This is a genomic window from Marinobacter koreensis (genome assembly GCF_023156285.1).
Classification (GTDB): domain Bacteria; phylum Pseudomonadota; class Gammaproteobacteria; order Pseudomonadales; family Oleiphilaceae; genus Marinobacter; species Marinobacter koreensis.
The window spans coordinates 191,837-211,649 of record NZ_JAKZAJ010000006.1 but is presented as its reverse complement, the minus strand read 5'-3'; the positions used below and the strand labels follow the sequence as shown (position 1 = coordinate 211,649).

The following is a 19,813-nucleotide window of genomic DNA, read 5'->3' as shown; positions in this document are numbered from 1 at the left end:
CGAGCGAGACGGACAATGCCGTTTCCTTTTTGTCTCCTAATTCGATAAAGTTGACGTTAACGTAAAGGTGGGCCTGTTTGCGAATCGGGCCCTGCGCCGTTCCTTATGGGAGAAAACGATGGATTTCAATAACGTACCAGCGATTGTCACAGGTGGAGCATCGGGGCTGGGTGAGGGCGCCGCAAGGGCGCTGGCCGCCGCTGGCTGCAAGGTCGCCATCCTGGATGTCCAGAAAGAGCAGGGTGAAAAAGTGGCCGCCGATATTGGCGGGATCTTCCTGCACTGCGATGTCAGCTCGCCGGACAGCGCCGATGCCGCCGTCACTGCCGCCCGCGAAGCGCACGGCCCCTGCGGCATTGCGGTGAGCTGTGCCGGCATTGCGCCAGCGTCGAAGATCCTCGGCCGTGAGGGTGTGATGCCGCTGGAGAAGTTCAGCAAGGTCATCGAGGTGAACCTGATCGGTACCTTCAACATCCTGCGTCTGGCAGCGGCGGATATGGCAACCCGCGAGCCCAACGCCGACGGTGAGCGCGGCGTGATCATCAATACCGCGTCGGTAGCCGCGTATGAGGGCCAGATCGGGCAGGCCGCCTACAGCGCTTCCAAAGGCGGTGTCGTGTCCCTGACCTTGCAGGCGGCCCGTGAACTGGCCCGCGAAGGCATCCGGGTAAATACCATCGCGCCGGGCATCTTCATGACGCCCATGATGGCGGGTATGCCCCAGGAAGTTCAGGACAGCCTGGCGGCCACACTGCCGTTCCCGAAACGCCTCGGCAAGCCGGAGGAGTTCGGCATGATGGTGGATCAGATGGTGCGCAACCCGATCCTCAATGGTGAGGTGATCCGCCTCGACTGCGCCCTGCGCATGGCGCCGAAATAACGCATTCAACAGCAGGTGAGCACAATGACCAACCCTGTCGATCAAGAAGAACTGGCCCTGTTCCGGGACTCTGTCATCAAGGCCCTGGAAACCGAAGTGGCCCCCGGCTACGAAGCCTGGGAGAAGTCCGGCATCGTGCCCCGCGAATTGTGGAACACGCTGGGTAACGCGGGCATGTTGTGTGTGGATGTGCCGGAAGACTTCGGCGGCTGCGGTGCGCCGTTCCAGTACTCGGTCGTGGTCGGCGAAGAGCTGGCCCGGCTGGGATTCGGCGCACTTTCCACCAATGTGATGGTGCACTCGGACATTGTGGCGCCGTACCTCAGCCACATCGGCAACGACGAGCAGAAACAGCAGTGGTTGCCGAAAATGGTTTCCGGTGAGGCCGTCGGTGCCATCGCCATGACCGAACCGGGTGCCGGCAGTGATTTGCAGGCCATCCGCACCAGCGCGGTGAAGGACGGCGACGAGTACATTCTCAACGGGTCCAAGACCTTCATCACCAACGGCCAGCATGCGGACATGGTGATCGTGGCTGCGAAAACCGATCCGAGCGCCGGTGCCAAGGGCATCAGCCTGTTCCTGGTCGATACCTCGCTGCCCGGATTCAGCCGGGGTCGTAACCTGGACAAGATTGGACAGCACTCGGGGGACACCTCCGAACTGTTCTTCTCCGACATGCGCATTCCGGCCTCCGCACTGCTCGGCGAGGAAGGCCAGGGCTTTGTGTACCTGATGCGGGAACTGCCCCGGGAACGCCTGGTAATCGGCGCCCTTGGTGTGGCTGCCGCCCGTGGCTCCCTGGACATGACCATCACCTACACCCAGGAGCGGGAACTGTTCGGCCAGAAGCTGGCCCAACTCCAGAACACGCGGTTTGAAATCGCCCGTATGGAAACGGACTACCGGGTGAACAAGGCCTTCGTGGATCAGTGCATCCGGGAATACGAAGAAGGCAAGCTCGATGCACCGACGGCATCCATGGCCAAGTACAGTGCCACCGAAATGCAGTGCCGGGTCGCCGACGGCTGTCTTCAGCTGTTTGGAGGCTATGGCTACACCACCGAGTACCCGATTTCCCGGAACTTTATCGATGCCCGGGTGCAGCGTATCTACGGCGGCACTTCAGAGGTCATGAAAGAGATCATTGCCCGCTCGGTCCTGGGCCGGGCGTAACGAATTGAACGAGGTTGGTTATGAGTAACAACGATATCGTGATTGCAGGTTCGGCCCGTACCCCGATGGGCGGCATGATGGGCTCGCTGAGCAGTGTTCGCTCCCCGGAACTGGGCGCCGTTTCCATCCGGGCGGCCATCGAGCGCTCCGGCCTGAAGCCTGCCGACATCCAGGAAGTGATCATGGGCTGTGTATTGCCCGCCGGCCTCGGCCAGGCGCCCGCACGGCAGGCTTCACGGGCCTCGGGTATTCCCGACAGCTCGGGTTGCACCACCGTCAACAAGATGTGCGGCTCCGGCATGCAAGCGGTGATCATGGCCCACGATCAGATCAAGGCGGGCACCAACAGCATCATGATTGCCGGCGGCATGGAAAACATGAGCCAGGCGCCGTACCTTCTGCCGAAGGCTCGCGCCGGCATGCGCATGGGCCACGGCCAGGTGCTGGACAGCATGTTCCTGGACGGTCTGGAAGATGCCTACGAAGGCGGCCTGATGGGCGTATTCGCCCAGCGCACGGCCGATAAGGAAAACATCACCCGCGAACAGATGGACGATTTCGCCATCAGTTCGCTGGAGCGTGCCAACGATGCGATCAAAAACGGCTGGTTCGAGGCCGAGATCGCGCCGGTCACCGTCGCCGGTCGTGGCGGCGACACCGTGGTGGATACCGACGAGCAGCCGGGCAAGGCAAAACCCGAGAAAATCCCCCAGCTCAAGCCCGCCTTCGCGAAAGACGGCTCGGTAACCGCGGCCAACGCCAGTTCCATCAGCGATGGTGGTTCGGCCCTGGTACTGACAACCGCCGGCGAAGCCGAGGCCCGCGGCCTGAAACCCGAAGCGCGGATCCTGGCCCACGCCACCCATGCACGCTTGCCGTCCGAGTTCACCCTGGCGCCCATCGGTGCCATCGAGAAGGTGCTGAAGAAGGCCAACTGGTCGGTGGATGATGTCGACCTGTTCGAGATCAACGAGGCGTTTGCGGTGGTCACCCTCGCGGCGATGAACGCCCTGAACCTGCCGGCAGACAAGGTCAACGTCTACGGCGGCGCCTGCGCCCTCGGTCACCCGATCGGTTCCTCTGGCTCGCGGATCATCGTGACCCTGATCAATGCCCTGAAGCAGCGTGGCCTGAAGCGTGGCGTTGCATCGCTGTGCATCGGTGGTGGCGAAGGAACTGCGGTAGCTATCGAGCTGCTTTGACCGTGGTCTCAGAGTTCTGACCTAGCCTGCCGGTTTGGGGGCGGGTCAGGGGGTGGGGGTACCTTTTCTTCTGGAAAAGAACTCGCTTCGCTCAGACATCTTTTCCTTGCCAGAAAAGGTACCCCCACCCCCTGACCGGCAGAACAGGTTCAGATAGGCCAGGAAAAGAACCCGGTCATTCGGGGACATAACTGCCAAGTTATGACGGGCACGCGGTGGTAAGGCATTGTTCGCCAGAAAAAGATGTCTGAGCGAAGCGAGTTCTTTTTCCAAGAAGAATGCCTTACCACCCCGGGACCAGCCCCCAAAACATGCAGGCTGGGGCCCAAGCCAGAAACCTTCACGCACTCCGCGACTGAAGCACCCCGCCGTCGAGAACAACCTCCGCTACGGTATGCAGCTTCTCCAGCTGTGATTGCAACATCCCGATGGGGCGGGAGCCCTCCAGGGTGAGGGCGATGTCCAGCTTTCCACCGACGCTTTCCATGTTCATCCGGGCAATCCGGAACCCCCGTATGCGGACCACCTGACACAGCCGCTCCAGCGCTGCGGCCTCGTGGGCCATGCGGCAGTTTAATGTGTAACTCGGCATTGCTGACTGGGTTTGAGGGTTCATGCAACTTGCTCCTTCTTGGCGGTGGTGCGTCTTGGTTCGTCGATCATGTCGCGGTTGCTGGCGCCGGGTTTGACGATGGGCCAGACGTTTTCTTCACGGGCGATGGCGACATGCAGCAGCATCGGGCCGTTGTAGGCCAGGATGGTTTCAATGCCCCGGCGGATCTGGTCGGTGCGTTCGATGCGCAGGGCGGGGATGTCGAAGGCCCGGGCCATGGCGACGAAGTCGGGGTTGTCGTCCAGGTTGATCTGGCTTTCCCGGTTGTCGTAGAACAGCTCCTGCTGCTGGCGGACCATGCCCAGGCACTGGTTGTCCAGGACGATCAGTTTGATCGGCAGGTTGTAGCGGCGGATGGTGGCCAGTTCCTGCGCATTCATCATGAAGGAGCCGTCGCCGGTGACGTTGATGACGGTGGCGTTGCGGTCGGTGAACTGCGCGCCGATGGCGGCGGGCAGGCCGAAGCCCATGGTGCCGAGGCCGCCGCTGGTGAGATGGTGGCGGGGGCTGTCGAACCGGTAGTACTGGGCGACCCACATCTGGTGCTGGCCCACGTCGCAGGCAATGACGGTGTCGTCCGGTGCAATGCGGGATAACTGGCGAATGAAGGCCGGGCCGGTGATCGGGGCCAGCGGCTCTTCGTTATCGGCGGCGTGGAAGCCGCTGGTGGTATGCCAGGTCCGGCATTGAGTCTGCCACTCTTTGATGGCCAGTGGGGCGTCTGCCAGTTCGGCGGTGAACGCGGCCAGGATGGCGTTCAGGTCGCCGCGCAGCGCGATGTCGGCAGGGCGGAGTTTGTTGATTTCGGCGGCGTCGGCGTCCACGTGGATCATCTGGGCGTTGGGTGCGAAGCCGTCCAGCCTCCCTGTGGCCCGGTCGTCGAGGCGGGCGCCGATCACCAGCAGCAGGTCGCATTCATCGACTGCCCGGTTGGCCGCGCGGGAGCCGTGCATGCCGAGCATGCCCATGTCGGTGGGGTTGTGTTTACCGGCGTTGCCGAGCCCCTTGAGCGTGGCGACAGCGGGCAGGCCGGAAGTGCGGGCAAAGTCCCGGAAGGCGTCTTCGGCATGAGCGAGGGAGACGCCGCCGCCACTGTACAGCAGCGGTTTCCGGGCCGCACGCAGCAGGGTCATCGCGTCGCGGATGTCGACGGTTTGTGGCGCCTGGGGCTGTATCAACTCCGGGGCGCCGGCCGCAATGTCCGTGAGCAGGATGTCTTTTGGAATGTCGATCCACACCGGTCCGGGGCGGCCACTCTGGGCCAGTTCGATGGCCTCCTCCAGGATGGCCGGAATCTCGTCGGCGTTGTCGACCAGGTAGCTGTGCTTGACGATGCCGAGGCTCATGCCCAGGACGTCGGTTTCCTGGAAGGCATCGGTTCCGATCAGTCCGGCCGGGACCTGGCCGGTGATGACCAGCATGGGAATGGAGTCCCGGTGGGCGTTGGCGACGCCGGTAATCAGGTTGGTGGCGCCGGGGCCGGAGGTGGCAATGCAGACGCCCAGTTTGCCACTGGCACGGGCATAGCCGTCGGCGGCCAGGGCACAGGCTTGTTCGTGGCGGCACAGCACGTGTTCCACACCCACATCGTCCACGAGTGCGTCGTATAGCGGCATAATGCAGCCGCCCGGGTAGCCGAACACGGTGTCGATGGAATGGCGGTGGAACGCTTCAAGAATGTGCTGTGCGCCGTTCATGGTCGTTTTTCCCTTTTTCTTTGCCGCAAAAAAAAGCCCCCGGGACCTTTCGGTGCCGGGGGCTTCTGGTGTCTTGTCAGGTTTGTCGCTATCTCACCCGCTCGTCCACGCAAAAGCCCCCGGATGGCACCACGACCACCAGGACAAGCTTCACAAGGACGATGACTGCGTTGAGATTCATGATATCGACAATCTGCTCTGAATCTGTAAAAGGATTGTGTGTAGAATCTACCCCACGTTTTTAACCGGTTGCAACCGTTAATTTGCGCTTTTTTGAACACGGACAGCGAGCATTCAATGACGAAAGCAAGATGGGGATCCCTGGGCCTGGCGTTGCTGGTGGTGATTCTGCTGGTGGTCTGGATGGTGACCGGGCAGGTGAAAACCGCTTCGGACAAGGCGCCGGAGCCGCGTGGAAACGACGGACGGTCCCTCACCAGAGTGCAGGTTGAGACCCTGACCGCCCGGATGCATGAACCGAGCATTCTGCTCCAGGGGCAGCTCGAGCCCTGGCATTCGGTGGCACTCAGCGCCCAGGTATCCGGAACGATTGAATCGCTGAACGTGGGATTGGGCGAACAGGTCACCCGGGGGGAGGTACTGGCGCGGATTTCCGATGACGGCCGCTCGGCCTTGGTGGACCGTTGGCAGTCCCGGGTCCGTCAGCTTGAGGCGGATTTGTCGGCGGCCCGAAAGCTTCGCTCGAACAATTTTACCGCGGAAACCGATCTGCTGGCGCTGGAAAGTGACCTGGCGGCGGCGAAGGCCGAGCTCACATCTGCCCGGCTGGCTGTGGATCACCTGGCCCCCAAGGCCCCCTTCGACGGCATCATCAACGCACGAAGCGTGGAGCCCGGTTCGCTGGTTCAGGCCGGCGCTCCGCTGTTCGAACTGGTCCAGATCGATCGCCTGAAAGCGACCGGGCAGATTCCGCAGCAATCGGTTGGCGAGGTTGCCATCGGACAACCGGTTCGCATTGATCTTCTCGACGGTGGGCATCTGCAAGGGGTGGTGACGTTCGTCGCCAGTGCTGCCGATCCGAAAACCCGGAGTTTTGCCGTGGAGGTGGCCGTTGAGAACCCCGATCTGAAGCGGGTGGCCGGGGGCAGTGCCAGCCTGCGGATAGCGTTGCCTGCCGTGAAGGCGCTTTTCATTTCGCCGGCTTATCTCAGCCTGGGCGATGACGGTCGTCCCGGTGTGAAATATGTGAATCAGGATGATCGCGTGGTGTTCGCCCGGGTCCGCCTGCTCAGTGTGTCCACCGATGGCGCCTGGGTGACGGGGCTGCCGGATGAGACCCGCCTGATTACCCGGGGTGGCGGCTTTGTCGCCGAGGGGGAGAAGGTGATTCCGGTGGATCGCTCCGACAACAAGGGCTGAAGCGTATGCGGGCTTTGATCTTCGCGGCGATGGACCGCAACCGGACCACTCTGTTGGCGCTTCTTTTCCTGATCCTTGGCGGTATCGCCGCGTTCAACACCATTCCCAAGGAAGCCAATCCGGACGTGACCATCCCCATGATCTACGTCTCGATGACGTTGGAAGGGATCAGTCCGGAGGATGCGGAGCGGCTGCTGGTGCGACCGATGGAGCAGGAGTTGCGCTCGCTGGAGTCCGTCAAGGAGATGCGGGCGACGGCCTCGGAAGGGCATGCATCGGTGATCCTGGAGTTCGACGCTGGCTTTGATGCCGACAAGGCGCTTCAGGACGTTCGGGAGAAGGTGGACACCGCCCGCAACAAATTGCCCGACCAGGCGGATGAGCCAACGGTCAACGAGATCAACGTCTCGCTGTTTCCGGTGTTGTCGGTGGGGCTTTCTGGACCGCTATCGGAGCGTGAGCTGATTACCGTTGCCCGTCGTCTTCAGGACGCCATCGAATCGATTCCCGAGGTGCTGGAGGTGGAGATTGGCGGCGACCGGGAGGATCAGCTGGAAGTGGTGGTGGATCCCCAGGTGCTGGAAAGCTACGGCATCGACTTCGACCAGCTGGCCAGCCTGGTGACCCGCAATAACCAGCTGGTGGCGGCTGGTTCCCTGGATACCGGAAACGGCCGCATGGCCCTGAAGGTGCCCGGTGTGATCGAGAACATCGAAGACGTCATGTCCATGCCGGTGAAGGTGGACGGCGATACCGTGGTGACCTTCGGTGACGTTGCCATGCTCCAGCGGACCTTCAAGGATCCGACCGGTTTCGCCCGCATCAACGGGGAACCGGCGTTGGTTCTGGAAGTGTCCAAGCGATCCGGCGCCAACATCATCGAAACCATCCAGCAGATCCGCACGCTGATCGACCAGGCCCGGCCCAGCCTTCCCGATACCCTGGACATCCGGTACATCATGGACCAGTCCAACGAAGTGCGGGACGTGCTGTCCGATCTGCTCAATAACGTACTCACGGCCATCGTGCTGGTCATCATCGTGATCCTGGCCACCATGGGGCCGCGTTCGGCGCTGCTGGTCGGGCTGACCATCCCGGGGGCCTTCCTGACCGGCATTCTGGTGATCTGGGGCATGGGCCTGACGCTGAACATTGTGGTGCTGTTCAGCCTGATACTGGTGGCCGGGATGTTGGTGGATGGGGCGATTGTGGTCTCCGAGCTGGCGGACCGGAACCTGTCCGACGGGCAGTCGGTGAAAACAGCCTGGGCAGAAGCCGCGAGCCGCATGGCGTGGCCCATTATTGCTTCCACGGCCACCACGCTGGCGGTGTTCGTCCCGTTGCTGTTCTGGCCGGGCGTGGTGGGGGAGTTCATGAAGTTCCTGCCGATCACCGTGATCATCTGTCTCACGGCGTCGCTGGCCATGGCGCTGGTTTTCCTGCCGGTCCTTGGCGGTGTCAGCGGCGGGCGACGTTCCCGCCAGAGTGTCGGGCAGGGCCGCTTCATGCGGATGTATCGGGGCCTGTTGTCCCGGTTGTTGCGGTTCCCGGGCTTTACCCTGCTTGGTGTGCTGGCAGTGATTGTCCTGATCTATGTCGCCTACGGCCGTTTCAATCATGGCGTGGAATTCTTCCCGAGCGTCGAGCCTGATTCGGCGCAGGTCCAGGTCCGTGCCCGGGGCGATCTCTCTGTTTGGGAACGGGATGCGATTGTCCGGCAGGTGGAACAGCGGCTGCAGGGTATGCCCGAGGTCGAGGCGTTGTATGCCCGTTCCATGATCAACACCAGTACCCAACTGGCGCCAGATGTCATCGGGGTGCTGCAGTTCCAGTTCACCGACTGGTACACCCGTCGCCCGGCCAGCGCCATCCTCGCCGATTTCCGGGAACGGACGCGGGATATCCCGGGCATTGAACTGGAGTTCCGCAAGCAGGAAGGGGGACCGGCTGGCGGGAAACCCATCGAGATCCAGATCGGCAGTCGTGACAACGGCGCGCTCAATGGATATGTGGATGCGGTGGAAGCGAAAATGCGGGAACTGGATGGGTTTGTGGAAATCGAGGACGACCGCAGTCTTCCCGGCATCGAATGGCGCCTGAAGGTGGACCGCGAGGCTGCCGCCCGGTTCGGCACGGATGTGCTCAGCATCGGCAGCGCGGTGCGTCTGGTGACCAATGGCCTGACACTGGCGACCTACCGCCCGGAGGACGTCCGGGACGAGGTTGACATTGCGGTCCGCGTGCCCAACAACTGGCGTGAACTGGATCAGCTGGAACGGCAGACCATCAACACACCCCGAGGCCAGGTGCCGCTGTCGCAGTTTGTCTCGCTGGAACCCGGTGACAAGACCGGCAGTATCATGCGGGTGGACGGTCAGCGGACGGTCACGGTGAAATCCGACCTGGTCCCCGGCGCACAGGTGGATGCGATGCTCCGGTCGCTGCAGAAGGTCATGCCCGAACCTCCCGCAGACGTCACGGTGAAATTCGCGGGCGAGAACGAGGATCAGCAGCAGGCTGCCACGTTCCTCGCCACCGCTTTCCTGGTGGCGATCGGCCTGATGCTGCTGATTCTGGTGACCCAGTTCAACTCCCTGTATCAGACCTTCCTGATCCTGTCGGCCATAGCGCTCTCTACCGCGGGCGTCCTGCTGGGGCTGTTGCTGAACAGCCAGCCATTCGGGATTGTGATGGTGGGCATGGGCATCATTGCCCTGGCGGGGATCGTGGTGAACAACAACATCATCCTGATCGACACCTACAACCAGATCCGTCGCGAAGGCGCCGAACCCTATGAGGCCGCGCTCGAAACCGGCTGTCTGCGTTTGCGGCCCGTGTTGCTGACGGCCATCACCACGGTGCTGGGCTTGATGCCCATGGTACTGGGCATCAACGTCGACCTGCTTACGCCGTCACTCGGTATCGGAGCGCCATCCACCCAGTGGTGGACGCAGCTTTCCAGCGCCATTGCAGGTGGCCTGGGCTTTGCCACGATACTCACGCTGCTGCTGACGCCGGCGTTGCTGGTGCTGGGCGAGGGCGCTGGCCGCAGAATCCGAAGCCTGGTGCAGCGGAAATCCCGGAATTCGGACGAGATCTGATGGTGGTGAATCCTCTTACAGAGCTGTTCCGCGATGAGCAGCTGCTCGTGGTCCACAAGCCCGCGGGCCTGCTGGTCCACCGCAGCCCGATCGACCGTCACGAGACCGAATTTGCCCTCCAGTACGCGCGGTCGTTGAACGGGGGCGAGCATGTGTATCCGGTGCATCGGCTCGACCGGCCAACGTCCGGTGTGCTGGTGTTCGCGCGTAATCCGGAAGCAGCCCAAACGCTTGGCAAGGCGATGATGGCCGGCGAGATCCACAAGACCTACCTGGCGATGGTCCGCGGTTGGCCACCGGAAGCCGGTCTGATTGATCATCCTTTGCGGGAGGAAGCGGTGGATCGGCGGTTGAAGGATCAGGTCCAGCCCGTGAAAGACGCCAGGACCCGTTTCCGGACGCTGGCCACCACGGAGATTCCGGTGGCGATCGAACGCTATCCGACCAGCCGCTATGCCCTTGTCGAGCTGTTTCCGGAAACCGGACGCAAACATCAGTTGCGGCGACATCTAAAGCACATCAGCCATCCGATCATCGGCGACGCCAATCACGGTCGCGGACGGCACAATCGCTACTTCGCAGAGCGTTTTGGAGAAGGGCGGCTGATGCTGGCGGCCACTCGTATTGTCTTTCCACATCCGGTTTTGCCAGAGTCCGTGGATGTGCAGGCACCCCTGGAAGCATCGTTCCTGGAGGTGCTTTCAGTCTTTCCCGGGTTCCGGTACGAGCCGGCTAGACCCGGTCTTCAGACGGGGTCAGGAAGCGCTGGATAAACTCGTCTGAGGGAAGGGGGCGACTGTAACGATAGCCCTGCAGGTAGTCGCAACATTCCCTGTGCAGCCATTGTTCGTGCTCTTCCGATTCCACGCCCTCGGCGACAACCTTCAGGCCGAGCCCTCGGGCCAGCCCCAGGATGGAGAGGGTGATGGCGCAGTCGTCCTCATCCCCCGGCAGGTCCCGTATAAACGAACGATCAATCTTGATGCGTGAGAAGGGCAGGCTTTTGAGCCGGGATAGGGAGGAATGGCCGGTGCCGAAATCGTCAATAGCCAGCTCTGCACCGGCCTCCACCAGGCCCTCAAGCACTCTCCGGATAGTGTGGAGTTCGCCCTGGATGGCGTCTTCGGTTACCTCGAACTGGAGCGCGGATACCGGCATGCCGTGGTCGGCACAAAGGTTCCTGACGAGATCAGGTAGCTCCGGAACCAGAACCTGCTCCGCCGCCAGATTCACCGATATGATTGGTAAACGGGTCCCCGAATCGTTGCAGGAACGCCAGAAGGCACAGACCCGCTTGAGAACATTGGTGCCCAATTTGTACATGAGGCCTGCGTTGCGTGCGATATCGAGGAATTCGATGGGTGACATCCACCCGCGCTGCGGGTGGTTCCACCGCACCAGGGCCTCCATGCTCTCAAGGTGGGTGCCGGTGCGATCCATGATCGGCTGGTAAAAGACATCCAGCGCTTCCTGGTCAAGTGTTGCCCGCAGGTCCCGCTCCAGGACGAAGCGCGAGCGGGCGGTCATCTGGATTTCCGAATCGAACCGGATGGAGCGGGCCCGCCCCTCCCGCTTGGCATGGTACATGGCAGCCTCGGCAGCCCGAAGAAGTTCTTCGGCATTGGTTCCATCTGCCGGATACTGGCAGATACCGAGGCTGACGCTGACCACCAGTTCATGATCGTCCAGCCGGACCGGTTCGGCCATTCTTTCATGGATTGCACTGGGCACCGACTCGATCAGGGAGGCCGGATTTTCCGGCTTGAAAAGAACCGCAAATTCGTCGCCGCCGATCCTGGCCAACAGGTCTTCGTCTCCGATATTCATGGTCTTCAGACGCTGTCCCAGCTCGGCAATGACCTGGTCACCCGCTTTGGGGCCCAGGCCATCGTTGATGGACTTCAGACGGTCGATGTCCACCCAGATGAGTGTCAGGTTCCTGGGTTGATAGGCCGACGTTCCCCGGATCAGCTGCTCGATCCGGTCTTTGAGTGAGCTGAGATTGGCAAGACCGGTCATCGAATCGTAGCGGGACATGTAATCGATGGTGCGCTTGGAGCTGAGCCAGGCTTCGTGCGTGTTAATCAGGCTGATGGTGTCGGCAATGGCGACCACCAGTGAGATTTCCGGCAGCGTCCAGGCATGGGGCGCCCGGGTTTCGAGACAGATAACGCCGCTCATTCGCTCGCCGTCGAAAATGGGAGCGTCCAGCATGGCGTGTATGCCTTCCGGTATCAGGTAGGGCGCGCCGAACGACCGGGTACGCTCGTCCTGCCGGGCGTCATCGACGGCGATGACACGCTCCATGATGAGTGCGTCGAAATAGGCAGGGTGATTGTCCCGGAACAGTTCGAGGGGCGGTTCCGGCTGCTCCTGGAAAGCCAGTGAGAGGTCGTGCAGCCACTCGCAGGTGATCCTGTCCCGGTCGGGCGATAGCCGCCATACACTGACTCGTTCGGTATTCAGGAGTTCGGCACACAGGCGGGTCAGCTCCGCGAGTTTCTGTTGCCGGGGTTGATGGATAAAACCCCGCCGATGGCTGAGTTCCATCAGTGTCTTGTGGTAACTGACGAGCGCTTCACTCTCTTGCATGGACGACCCTGAGCCGAATATGTCCAGACGAAAAATATGGCACCTCGCCATAATTATGTCCAACCCGCCGCCGGGGTGTTGCGTTTTGTAGCCTTTTTTATCGATTTGCGTGATTTGGTTCACGCCGCGAGCAAAAACTGAAAAGCTGATTCATAATTTGGCTGGGAATACCTATAACAATACCAACAATCTCCGGGAATGGCCGTGTCAAAAACTCTTCAGTACCTTGTTGCCGTGCTTTTGTGCGTTCTGTCCGCCTCGGTGTCTGCGGAGCCTGCCATGTGGGATTCCCACAGCAAGCAGCTGGAACTGTCCCGGTTTGTCGACATCTGGCAGGAGCCGGCCACACCCGCCACGATTGCCGATGTCCGGTCACTGCCTGACAGTGCCTGGACGAGAAACGGCAGTGACAGTGTCAGCCTCGGATATGGTGATGAGGTGTACTGGTTTCGGGTGAAAATCCGGAATCGGACCGGCGAGGTGAAGAATCCCTACCTGGAGATCGGCTATCCGGTGCTCGACCACATTGAGGTCTATGCCGATTCCCCGGCGATGGATAGCGAACCCCTGGTGCTGGGAGACAAGCAGCCCTTTTACGACCGGCCGATTCCCCACCGAAACTTCATCGTACCCATCGACCTGGCGCCTGAGCAGGAATCGGTGGTGTACCTTCGGGTTGATACCACCAGTTCGATGCAGGTCCCGCTGACCCTGTGGGACCCCAGCGCTTTTTACTCGGCTGAAGAATCAAGGGGCCTTTTCGAGGGGCTCTACTACGGCATTGTCCTGGTGATGATCCTGTACAACCTGTTCGTCTTCATGGCGGTGGGTGAGCGGAGCTTCCTGCACTACGTGGGCTATATCACGGCTATGCCCCTGTTCCTGGCCTCTTTGCACGGGATGGCTTTCCAGTATTTCTGGCCCAATGCCACCTGGTGGAACGATCAGTCGATCATTGTGTTCCTCAACCTGGCAATCCTGTTCGGGGGAACCTTCAGCATCCGGTTTATCAATGTGTCCCGGGCCAACCATCCCTACCTGAACCGATGGACAGTGGCCCTGGTCATGGTGGCGGGCCTGCTGGCTGCCTCGGCGCTTGTGGTGCCATACCGGGATCTCATTCTGCCGACCATTCTGGTGGCTGCGGTCGGTTGCAGCACGATGCTGGTTTTGAGCGTTGTACGATGGATGCGCAAGGATCCGGCGGCGAGGTACTACACCATGGCCTGGGTATTCATGTTGTTTGGCGGGATTGTCCTCGCGCTCAGCAAGTTCACGGTGTTGCCCCGGAATATGTTTACCGAAAACGCAACTCAGGTGGGATCGGCGTTAGGTGTGATTCTCTTGTCTGTTGCCCTGGCAGACCGGCTGAACCGGGAGAAAAGACGGGCGTTTGAATCCCAGCAACGTTTGTTGCGGGAAGAGCGAAAGACCCGTATGGCCCAGGCCAAATCCTTACGCGTCCAGCAGGAAGCCAATGTGATGCTGGAACAGCGGGTCCAGGAGCGTACCCGGGATCTGGAGGTGCTGAACGAGAGGCTGATGGAGCTGAATGCTACCGATGCCCTGACCGGCCTGAAAAACCGGGGGCATTTCGACGCAGAATTCCAGTCTGCAGTGGTCAGGGCCTACCGGTATGAACAGCCCGTCTCTTTGCTGGTTCTGGATATTGATCACTTCAAGAAATTCAACGATGTCTATGGGCATCTGGTAGGCGATGACTGTCTCAAGATGGTGGCACAGTGTGTCAGGCGATTTGCGACCCGCCCGGGAGACCTGGCGGCCCGTTACGGGGGGGAGGAGTTTGTCGTAGTGCTGCCGGAAACACCGCAAGAGGGAGCGGTCCGGGTTGCGGAACGTATTCGGCAGGAGGTCGAAAAAACCGCGTTCAGGGTGTCCGGCGAGGTGCTCCACGTGACGGTCAGTATCGGCGTCTGTACGGCGTTGCCCGCCAGACCCGATGCCACCAAAGAGATCTTCCACTGTGCCGACGAAGCCTTGTATGAAGCGAAGGGCCAGGGCAGGAATCGGGTCGTGCAGGGCCAACAGAACGTGGCTATTCGCTCGGAAACATCCTGACAACCTGACTTCCGGTGGCGCCGGGCGCTTTTCAATCCTTGCGCCAGGGATTAAGCTCGTGGGCTAAACTTTGCTGTAAGTGTGCCCGATGCTTTTGATTGAACCCCTCGTGCGGCATTTCCTGGGTATTTTCTTTCTGATGATCGGCCTGCAGTTTGCCGGCCGGACTCTTGGATTGTATCGCCGACTCCAGTTTTCCCACATCAACTATGGTGAGCGGGGCAGTGCCCCCTGGTGGCATCGCCACACCTTTAACGTGTTCCGGGCCGCGATCCTGGGTGTCTGCGTGGTGCGTATCTTCGTCGACGTGGATCCCTGGCTGGGCGTGTTCGACAGTCTTTACCAGGGCTGGATACTTCTAGCGGGTATGATGCTTTTGCTGGTTTCCTACAGTGCCGTCAATTACCTGCAAGCCTTCATGCACGAGGACTGGCGTTCCGGGATAGATCCGCACGGGGACCGGCAGAAGCTGCTGACAAGCGGGCCCTTTGGGCGCAGTCGAAACCCGCTTTTCCTGGCGGTGATGACAGGGCAGTTGGGCTTTTTCCTGGCTCTGCCGAGCGTGTTCTCGCTCGTCTGCCTGGTGGTGGGTGTGGTTGTGATCATGCGCCAGGCGAGGGAAGAGGAAAAAGCGCTGGCCCGACAGTTTGGCAAAGCCTATGACGACTATCGGGCCCGGGTCCGGCGCTGGTTCTGACGCTACGCCGCTTTGTTGCGGGCTTCCTTGATTACATCGTACGCATGACTGATTTCCCGGGTGCGTTCCTCGGCCATCTCGCGCATGCTCTCCGGTAAGCCTTTACCCGCCAGCTTGTCCGGATGGTTCTCGCTCATCAGTTTGCGGTAGGCCCGCTTCACTTCGGCGTCGGAGGCCGAGGCGGAAACCCCCAGGACCTTGTAGGCATCGTCGATCTGTTGATCGGTGGACCGCTGACTGCCTCCGGCCTGACCCGCATGCGCTCCGCGGAGCATGGCCTCAAGTTGGTCCACCTGGCTGTCTGGCAGACCGAGACGCCGGGCAATCCGCACCAGCATCTGGTGCTCCTCCGGATGAATCACCCCATCGGCGGTGACAGCCGACACCTGAACCTGGAGAAACATCTGCAGCAGCGCTGGTTGCCGCCCGCTGATCCGGAGAAAGTGGTCGAGTTCGCTGTCCAGATCAAAATCCGATGATTTGCCACGATTAAAGGCGTCTTTCGCAGCGGCTTTCTGCTGTTCGTTCATCCGGAAACGGACGAAAATGGTCTCGGCCATCTCGATCTCGTCGCGGGTGACCACACCATCGGCCTTGCACAGTGCGCCCATGACGGCGAAGACGGATTCGATAAAGCCGCTCTGGATATTCTGGAGTTTGCCAATCAGGCGGGTTTTGACTCGATTAAACAGGAACGCACCGATGGCAGCACCGATGATGAAACCGGGAAATCGGCCAAAGGCGTAGCCAATCAGGCCGCCAACAATCATTGCAAACAGCATTAAGTTGTCCTTGGTTCAGCGAAAACACGACCTCAGAATATACGGGTTTTTCAATCACGATTCATGAAAAGGCTTTCATTCACCTGATCCCGCTGTTCTGGCCGCAGGTGTTGTTCAGCATAGTGACGATAGGCGCCCGAGGTGAGGAACAGCTCGAACACGTCCCGGTCGATGTGACCGTCGTCCACCATGCGAGCCATGATAGTCAGGGATTCCGTCAGCGTCTTGCCATCCTTGTAGGGCCGGTCAACTGCTGTCAGTGCCTCGAACACGTCGGCGACCGCCATGATTCGCTCGGGAATTCCCATATCTTCCCCCTTGAGCCTGCAGGGGTAGCCCTCACCATCCATGCGTTCATGGTGGGTGCCCGCAAGCCTCGGGACATTGGCCAGGCGGTCCGGCAGGGGGAGGGCATCAAGCATGCAGATGGTCTGAACAATGTGTTCGTTGATCTTGAAGCGCTCTTCATCGGTCAGTGTGCCCTTGGCGACGGTCAGGTTGTGGATTTCTCCGAGGTTGTAGGCGTACTCGGGGAGTCGCATGTCAAAGCCCCAGCGGTTCCGGGGATCGTCCCGTTCCACGGGCGGTCGACGGTCACCCCAGGGGTGAAGGTGTTCCGGTCGGTCTGACAGTAGCCGCTCCACGGCGGGCAAGTCCGGTTCAGGCACCTCCTTCAGGCGCTGATATTCGTCTGAAGAGAGGCCGAGGCGATCGCTGAAATGGCGTGTCCAGGTTTGATCGCCGATGGCCCGTACCCGTTCACGGTCGGCGTCACTCATGGATTCACCGCCCTTGTTGGCATTCGCCAGGAAGGCAAAGTCGACCTGGAGTTGCGTCTGGCGCTCATCCCGTTGCTGTCGGGCGCTCGCTGCATCTTCACCCGCGCGAAGGGCCTTCAGATAATCGATCTCGGCATCCCGGTACAGCACTTCGAACCGGGTCCGGACTTCGTGAATGCGGTTGTAGAGGGTTTCCAGCTTGACGGCCTTGTCCACGACATACTCGGGGCTGGTGATTTTGCCGCAATCATGCAGCCACGCCGCAAGGTGGAATTCGTAACGTTCTTCATCGGTCATGCTGAAACTGGCAAAGGGACCATGGGTGCTGGCCTCCGCCTGATCGAGGATCATCTGGGCGAGTTTGGGGACGCGCTCGCAGTGTCCGCCGGTATAGGGGGACTTGGCATCAATGGCATTGGCCACCAGCCGAATGATTCCTTCCAGAAGCGCTTGCTGGCTCTCGATCAGCTCCCGGGTTTCGATAGCCACGGCAGCGGAACCGGCGATCTCGTCCACGAACACGATCAGGTCGTCGCTGAGATGCGTGTGTTCACCGTGTTCCATTTCAATGACCAGCACCCCGATCAGCTTTTTCTGGCGATTCCGGAGAATGGCGAACACCGGGTGCCCACTGACACGCTGACGGAGATGACGGATCAGGTCATTGTCGTCGAGCCCCGGGTCCAGATCGTGGAGGCTGTCGGGAAGCGCCGAATGGGTGTCGACGGCGAGATTCAGTCGCCGTTCCTGTCGGTCAAACAGATAGATGCCTCCGCGTTTCTGTCCCAGTATCTGGACGATCTGCTCAAGTATGTCTCGCAGGAGCTGGTTCAGATCCTGACCACGGTTCAGGACCGAGGCAATGTTCTGGAAGCTGTGGATGGTACTCGCCATGTCATCCAGCGCAACGCTCAACTGACGGGCCTCCCGGATGTGGGAATCGGATCGGACGGCCGTATCGAAGCGGAACCGGGATAGCTGGCCAACCTGATCTGTCAGCTTCTCCAGCGGTCGGCCAACCCGGCGACCAAGAAACCAGCCGAGGATCAGCAGAAGCACGGCGAGCCCGCCTGCGATCACGGTTTGCCGGGCCAGTGCCGCCCAAACGTCGGCCAGCAGTTCGTCCGCGGGAATCGCCACGGCTATTCTCAGGTTCTCTTTCGACAGTGCCTTGAGAGGCTCGCTGAAGCCATACCACTCCTGCCCCTGGGCACTGAAGTGGGTGACGGCCGTGTCACCGACGGTTTCCCCACGGCCGTCGAGTGCGGTGGCGATTGGCGCATCCGGCTTCTTGGCGCCGTCGGAATGCGCCAGCAGGGTGCCCTCATCATTCACGATCGCGATGCGGGTGCCCGGCGTCTGGCGCAGCTTCGACAACTGCTGGCTCAGATCGCTGACCGTGACATCGATACCGAAGACCGCTGTTGGTGCGCCGGGTCCACCTGCCGCGCTTCGATGAGAGAGCGTCAGGCCGGTTTCGTGCGTGGTGAAGAACACGTAGGGATCCGACAATTCCGTCTTGTTGGACGGGGTTGCCGCAAGGAACCAGGGTCTTTGCCTTGGGTCGAACTGGTAGTCCGGCTTCTGCAGTCGGGATATCGGATGCAGCTGTTCGTCGTAAAACGTCCACTCGCCATCAATCCCGGCCTGGCTGCGGGTGATCGATTGCAGCAGATAGCGCGCGGGCGGCGGCGCGTCCGGAAACTGCAGGGTGCCGGAACTGCGGATCTTGCGCAGCAGAAAGAAATCGCCGTTGCCCCAACCAACGTAAACGGCACTGACGATATCGCTGGAACGCAGTATATCGGCGAGCATGCCCAGACGCTGGAGTCTCTGCTCGTCCGTTTTTGACAGGGCCAGTGGGTCATGACTGAGAACCGCAAGCGCCGTGGAGGGCGGCGCTGTGATGGCATGGATGCGATCGTCAACGCTGATGGCCAGTTGCTTTGCTGTGGCGCTTGCCGCGCTGACCTTGGCTGTCTCCATGCCGCGGAAGCTCTGGCCAATCAGGATCAGTGCAAGCACCAGCATGCCGACAGTGATGGTGAATGCGATCAGCAGGGCAAGGGAGATCTGTGTCGGCTGGCGCTTACCGTACATTGTTGATCCTTCGTGAAAACCTACTCAAAGGGTAGACTGCCCGGAGGGGTTTTTCCGCTCTGCATTGGGAGGTCGAATTCTATGACCCTGGATCTGTTCGACAGTGACCAGCCCGGTTACGCACAAGAGGCCCCGGCGGAGGGCGTGGTCTTGTTGCGGAGGTTTGCGCTGGAATCGGACCAGTCACTGGTGACGGCGATTGAGTCTGTTGCCCGTCAATCCGCTTTTCGCCACATGGAAACCCCCGGTGGCCACGTCATGTCCGCAGCAATGACGTGTTGTGGCGAGCTGGGGTGGGTGACCGATCGCCGGGGCTATCGCTATACGCAGAATGATCCGCAGACCGGCGAGCCCTGGCCTGAAATGCCGAGGATTTTCCGGGAGCTTGCCGTGAGGGCGGCGGAGGCAGCCGGTTTCCCGGAATTCAATCCGGATGCGTGCCTGATCAACCGCTACCGCCCGGGCGCGAAAATGGGATTGCATCAGGATCGCGACGAACAGGATTTCAGCCAGCCAATCGTGTCGGTCTCGCTTGGTCTTCCCGTGGTGTTCCAGTTCGGCGGGGCCCGGCGCAGCGACCGGCCCATGCGGCTACCGCTTTCGCATGGGGATGTGATCGTCTGGGGTGGAAAGGTGCGACGCCATTATCATGGTGTTCTGACGCTCAGGCGCGGTGCCCACCCGTTGACCGGCGACTGCCGGTACAACCTGACCTTCCGGAAAGCCGGTTAGGGA

The 19,813-nt window shown here is 60.9% G+C and carries 14 protein-coding genes; 9 read left to right on the top strand and 5 right to left on the bottom strand.

The window, feature by feature from the left end; translation table 11 throughout:
- Positions 1-118: 118 nt before the first annotated feature.
- The 3 genes from MLD04_RS16420 to MLD04_RS16410 are packed head-to-tail and all read left to right on the top strand — an operon-like array spanning position 119 to position 3,258.
- On the top strand, positions 119-880 hold the full coding sequence (locus tag MLD04_RS16420; protein WP_248160518.1) for an SDR family NAD(P)-dependent oxidoreductase: 762 nt from the start codon (positions 119-121) through the stop codon (positions 878-880).
- Between the two features lie 24 nt (positions 881-904).
- The gene (locus MLD04_RS16415; RefSeq protein ID WP_248160517.1) at positions 905-2,056 is read left to right on the top strand and encodes an acyl-CoA dehydrogenase family protein; all 1,152 of its coding nucleotides are present in this window, start codon (positions 905-907) and stop codon (positions 2,054-2,056) included.
- Positions 2,057-2,076: 20 nt separating this feature from the next.
- The gene (locus MLD04_RS16410) at positions 2,077-3,258 is read left to right on the top strand and encodes a thiolase family protein (protein WP_248160516.1); all 1,182 of its coding nucleotides are present in this window, start codon (positions 2,077-2,079) and stop codon (positions 3,256-3,258) included.
- A gap of 340 nt (positions 3,259-3,598) precedes the next feature.
- Here the strand turns inward: MLD04_RS16410 and MLD04_RS16405 are convergent, their stop codons facing one another.
- Both MLD04_RS16405 and ilvG read right to left on the bottom strand, forming a co-directional pair.
- Positions 3,599-3,874 (bottom strand): ACT domain-containing protein, encoded by a 276-nt coding sequence (locus MLD04_RS16405; RefSeq protein ID WP_248160515.1) that lies wholly within the window; start codon positions 3,872-3,874, stop codon positions 3,599-3,601.
- Entirely contained in the window at positions 3,871-5,568 is a 1,698-nt protein-coding gene (ilvG, locus tag MLD04_RS16400; RefSeq protein WP_248160514.1) for an acetolactate synthase 2 catalytic subunit, read from the bottom strand. Before ilvG ends, MLD04_RS16405 begins: the two co-directional genes overlap by 4 nt.
- 297 nt (positions 5,569-5,865) lie before the next feature.
- On the opposite strand from ilvG, the gene MLD04_RS16395 reads away from it, so the two are divergent.
- From MLD04_RS16395 to MLD04_RS16385, 3 genes are read left to right on the top strand one after another with little or no spacing between them, the layout of a single operon-like run.
- Entirely contained in the window at positions 5,866-6,948 is a 1,083-nt protein-coding gene (locus tag MLD04_RS16395) for an efflux RND transporter periplasmic adaptor subunit (protein WP_248160513.1), read from the top strand.
- 5 nt (positions 6,949-6,953) lie between these two features.
- Positions 6,954-10,049: an efflux RND transporter permease subunit gene (locus tag MLD04_RS16390; protein ID WP_248160512.1), complete on the top strand. Its 3,096-nt coding sequence runs from the start codon at positions 6,954-6,956 to the stop codon at positions 10,047-10,049.
- Positions 10,049-10,822, top strand: coding sequence for a pseudouridine synthase (locus MLD04_RS16385; RefSeq protein WP_248160511.1), 774 nt, complete (start codon positions 10,049-10,051; stop codon positions 10,820-10,822). The genes MLD04_RS16390 and MLD04_RS16385 overlap by 1 nt, the downstream gene beginning before the upstream one ends.
- Here the strand turns inward: MLD04_RS16385 and MLD04_RS16380 are convergent.
- The gene (locus MLD04_RS16380) at positions 10,782-12,641 is read right to left on the bottom strand and encodes a putative bifunctional diguanylate cyclase/phosphodiesterase (RefSeq protein ID WP_248160510.1); all 1,860 of its coding nucleotides are present in this window, start codon (positions 12,639-12,641) and stop codon (positions 10,782-10,784) included. The genes MLD04_RS16385 and MLD04_RS16380 overlap by 41 nt on opposite strands.
- Positions 12,642-12,839: 198 nt before the next feature.
- On the opposite strand from MLD04_RS16380, the gene MLD04_RS16375 reads away from it, so the two are divergent.
- Together MLD04_RS16375 and MLD04_RS16370 are read left to right on the top strand one after the other, a co-directional pair.
- Positions 12,840-14,720, top strand: coding sequence for a sensor domain-containing diguanylate cyclase (locus MLD04_RS16375; RefSeq protein ID WP_248160509.1), 1,881 nt, complete (start codon positions 12,840-12,842; stop codon positions 14,718-14,720).
- Between the two features lie 88 nt (positions 14,721-14,808).
- Positions 14,809-15,417, top strand: a complete 609-nt coding sequence (locus tag MLD04_RS16370) for a methyltransferase family protein (protein ID WP_248160508.1) — start codon at positions 14,809-14,811, stop codon at positions 15,415-15,417.
- Positions 15,418-15,419: 2 nt separating this feature from the next.
- Here MLD04_RS16370 and djlA read toward each other — a convergent pair whose 3' ends face one another.
- Complete coding sequence (djlA, locus tag MLD04_RS16365) at positions 15,420-16,199, bottom strand: co-chaperone DjlA (protein ID WP_248160507.1); 780 nt, start codon at positions 16,197-16,199, stop codon at positions 15,420-15,422.
- A 50-nt stretch (positions 16,200-16,249) separates the two neighbouring features.
- Positions 16,250-19,078: an HD domain-containing phosphohydrolase gene (locus tag MLD04_RS16360; RefSeq protein ID WP_248160506.1), complete on the bottom strand. Its 2,829-nt coding sequence runs from the start codon at positions 19,076-19,078 to the stop codon at positions 16,250-16,252.
- Positions 19,079-19,159: 81 nt separating this feature from the next.
- On the opposite strand from MLD04_RS16360, the gene alkB reads away from it, so the two are divergent.
- Positions 19,160-19,810, top strand: coding sequence for a DNA oxidative demethylase AlkB (alkB, locus tag MLD04_RS16355; RefSeq protein WP_248160505.1), 651 nt, complete (start codon positions 19,160-19,162; stop codon positions 19,808-19,810).
- The last annotated feature ends 3 nt before the right edge of the window (positions 19,811-19,813 follow it).